This is a genomic window from Faecalibacillus sp. (assembly GCF_047023275.1).
Taxonomy (GTDB): domain Bacteria; phylum Bacillota_I; class Bacilli_A; order Erysipelotrichales; family Coprobacillaceae; genus Faecalibacillus.
In genome coordinates this window covers 1-3,342 of record NZ_JBKYAR010000059.1, presented here as the reverse complement: position 1 = coordinate 3,342, position 3,342 = coordinate 1, and the positions used below count along the sequence as shown (strand labels likewise).

The window sequence follows — 3,342 nt, the reverse complement described above, 5'->3', positions numbered from 1 at the left end:
TTATTCTATCTTTCCTTTTTTCTTCTTTCAATGGACAAATAGTCCAAAAAAAAGATGCTTCGTAAAGCATCTAATTATATGGAAGCGTAATAATAAGAGTAAATGTATTTTTTAAATCTTGAACAAAAAACTGTCCATGATGCATCTCTACAATTCTCTTTACACTTTTTAATCCTATTTTGTTACTTTCAATTTGTTGTATATCTTTTTTCTTTTCATTTTCAAAAACAATTTTTAAATTACCTTGTTTAATACTGATTTCTAAATAAACAGGACTTTCTTTTTTTGCGTATTTTAAAATATTTGAACAAATATTATTAATCATTCTTTTCATCATTGATAAATCTAATTGTAAATCTACTGCACAAATATCCGTTTCTTTTTCTACTTTAAAACCTTCTAATTCTAAGTATTCCAAGTTTTCTTGAAAATACTGTATAAATTTATCACTTTGAATTGTTTCTAATTTTGGCAATAAATCTTGCTCAAAAACAAGTGCATATTCAAATGTTTTGTTTGATAAATCCTTAATCTGTTCTGTTTTTTCAATACACCCTTGTAAGAAATGATCCATTTGTTTTTCATCTTTATAACAATGTAAACTTAAAATATCTAAATATCCTCTTAAAGCTGTAAGTGGTGTTCTTAAATCATGTGACAACGATGTAATCAATTCATAATGAGCTTCTTTTATTTTTATTTCATTTTGATAATTTAAATCTAAAATTGTTCTCAAAGCATTCATCTCTCGTGCTAATACTGATAACTCATCATGACTTTTGATTGTCATTGGATGATTTAAATCCCCTTGTGACATATTTAATACTTCTTGTTTTAAAAGATTAATATATTTAACTTTCTTTCTAATAAAAATAAATGTAGGCAAAAAGAAAATCAATAAACTAACAAATAAAGCACAATAAAAATAATATTTTATATATTTTAATAAATGCATAGAACAAACATAAACATCACCTTCACCATCTTTAAATTTTATATTTTCATTAGTAAAATTATTAAAAGCATATTGTTCAAAATCACTTTTTAAAATATATATAGGTGTAAAACCTACCGATTCATCAAGAACTTTTCCAAAACTACCATCTACATAATTACCTTCTGTATTGTAGATATAAACATTTGTATAAGCATCATGTTTTCTTAATAATTTTTTTAAATCTTTTTTATCATTTTTATTTTCAGAATAAATAGAAATGTTTTTTGCTTCCTTTTTAAAATCTTTTAAAAATTGTTCTTCATCAAAAGGATTTTCAATAGAATAAACAAAATCATAAAAATCTGTAACATTAACCCTAAATAAGCCATAGCATAAAACAGCTAAAATAGCCGAAGAAAGAAGTAACAATATAATTTTCATAGATAAACTTAAATTCTTTTTAATCAATATAATACCCCTTTCCCCATACTGTTTTAATAATACGTGGATTTTGTGGATCATCTTCTATTTTCTTTCTTAAATTACGAATATGTACCATAATTGTATTATTAGCACCATAATAATAATTTTCATGCCAAATAGCTTCAAATAACTGACAAGCTGAGATAACTTGTTTTCTATTTAACAATAAATAATCTAAAATTTCATATTCCGAATCCGTTAAAGATAGTCTTTTCCCTCTAAGTTTCACTTCTTTATGTTCTTGATCTATTTCTAAATTATCAACTACCAAGTTTTTCTTTGTTAGTGGGACTTCATTTTCTTTTCCTTGATAAACACGATAACGTCTAAGCAGTGCTTTTACTCTTGCATTAAGTTCGTTATAAGAAAAAGGTTTAGTTAGATAATCATCTCCTCCACTAGAAAAACCTAATGTTTTATCACTTTCTTGTCCTTTAGCCGTTAAAAATAAAATAGGCGCATTTGTTTTTTCTCTCATTAATAAACAAACTTGATAACCATTCATCTCTGGCATCATGACATCTAAAATAATCAGATCTATTTCATCATTTAATAATTCTAAAGCTTCTTTTCCATTCTTTGCTTCAATAATTTGATATCCTTCATTTGTAAGTAAAACATGAATCACTTCTCTAATTTCTTCATGATCATCTACGATCATTATTTTTTCATTCATAAACTTCTCCAATCCTTTGCTTTAACCCAATTTTCATGCATCATCATATGATCTAAATGCTTCATAACTTTCTTTTGTGATGAATACTTTTGAGTTAATACTAATTTATTATCATAATTTTGTTGATTTATTTTATTTAATGTTTCAGGCACTTTATTTTTTTTATAATATTTTCCAAAGTAATATAAATTTTGATTTGTTGCCTCTATACTTACTATTTGTGACGTTAAACGATGATGAATATGTCCATATTCACCTAATGGATTGTGAGTAACAACCATCTTCCAATCTTTCTTATTAAGAATATAAGCAACATCCTTTTCTATTTTTTGTCTAACATGAATCCACTGATCTCTTTTTCCATCTATTTTATCTGGATAATCAAGTATCAATCCTTGATTATGAGTTTCTTTCATCACTTTCATAAATTCTTTTTTCCTTATTGGATTATCACCATTCGTTAAACAAACAACGATATAATGTCCTTTTAATAAATGACTTCCTCCCCAAATCGTTTCATCATCGGGATGAGCCACTATCATTAATTTTTGATTACTTTGATAATCTATTTGATCAATCTATTTTTGATGTAAACATTTTGAATCATCAATAAAAAAACACCCTAAAACAATCAGTATACAAATAACAATAACACTTTTCTTCATTTCAATCACCAATTATACCTTATCATTTATTTCTTAATAATAATTCATAAGAATTCTTAAGACTTTCTAAATATCAACTTTACAATTACCATATTTGTTTATGATTTCTTTAGAAATCATTAAGGGAATTATTAAGAACAACTTGTTAGAATTAAAGCGAGGTAAAAAAAGATGAAGAAAAAAGATTATTTATATCTGTTGCTTTTAACTATTATACCATTATTTATTTTGTTATTTGTTAAAAGTCAACATTTGATATTTGGAAATTCAATAGATTGGTTTAATCAACATGTTACCATTGCTGATACTTTAAGGCATGCAATAAGAAATGAAGGAACGATTTTTCCTACCTATCTTTCAAATTTAATGGGTGGCGTCAATATTTATCATTTCTCTTATTATGGTACTTTAAGATTTGATATTTTATTAGGTGCTTTGTTAATTGATATAAAAATGGTTGATATTATTATTTTTTATCAAATATTTTTAATGATTGTAACTATGATTACTTGTTATTTATTTTTAAAAGCCTAACTCAAGATAAATGTTGGTAATGACACCTAATAATGTCAGTCAAACTT

The 3,342-nt window shown here is 25.0% G+C and carries 4 protein-coding genes; 1 reads left to right on the top strand and 3 read right to left on the bottom strand.

Translation table 11 applies throughout. The features are described from left to right. Positions 1 to 70: 70 nt before the first annotated feature. Genes ACLVEP_RS12550 through ACLVEP_RS12540 form a run of 3 tightly spaced genes read right to left on the bottom strand, consistent with a single transcriptional unit; the run spans position 71 to position 2,638 of the window. On the bottom strand, positions 71 to 1,405 hold the full coding sequence (locus ACLVEP_RS12550; protein WP_412585241.1) for a histidine kinase dimerization/phospho-acceptor domain-containing protein: 1,335 nt from the start codon (positions 1,403 to 1,405) through the stop codon (positions 71 to 73). Next, entirely contained in the window at positions 1,398 to 2,096 is a 699-nt protein-coding gene (locus tag ACLVEP_RS12545) for a response regulator transcription factor (RefSeq protein WP_412585239.1), read from the bottom strand. The genes ACLVEP_RS12550 and ACLVEP_RS12545 overlap by 8 nt, the downstream gene beginning before the upstream one ends. Further along, positions 2,093 to 2,638: a PIG-L family deacetylase gene (locus ACLVEP_RS12540; protein WP_412585237.1), complete on the bottom strand. Its 546-nt coding sequence runs from the start codon at positions 2,636 to 2,638 to the stop codon at positions 2,093 to 2,095. The genes ACLVEP_RS12545 and ACLVEP_RS12540 overlap by 4 nt, the downstream gene beginning before the upstream one ends. Before the next feature lie 294 nt (positions 2,639 to 2,932). Between ACLVEP_RS12540 and ACLVEP_RS12535 the strand changes: the two genes are divergently transcribed. Continuing rightward, a complete protein-coding gene (locus tag ACLVEP_RS12535) occupies positions 2,933 to 3,295 on the top strand; it encodes a hypothetical protein (RefSeq protein WP_412585236.1) in 363 nt (120 codons plus the stop codon). Positions 3,296 to 3,342: the final 47 nt, after the last annotated feature.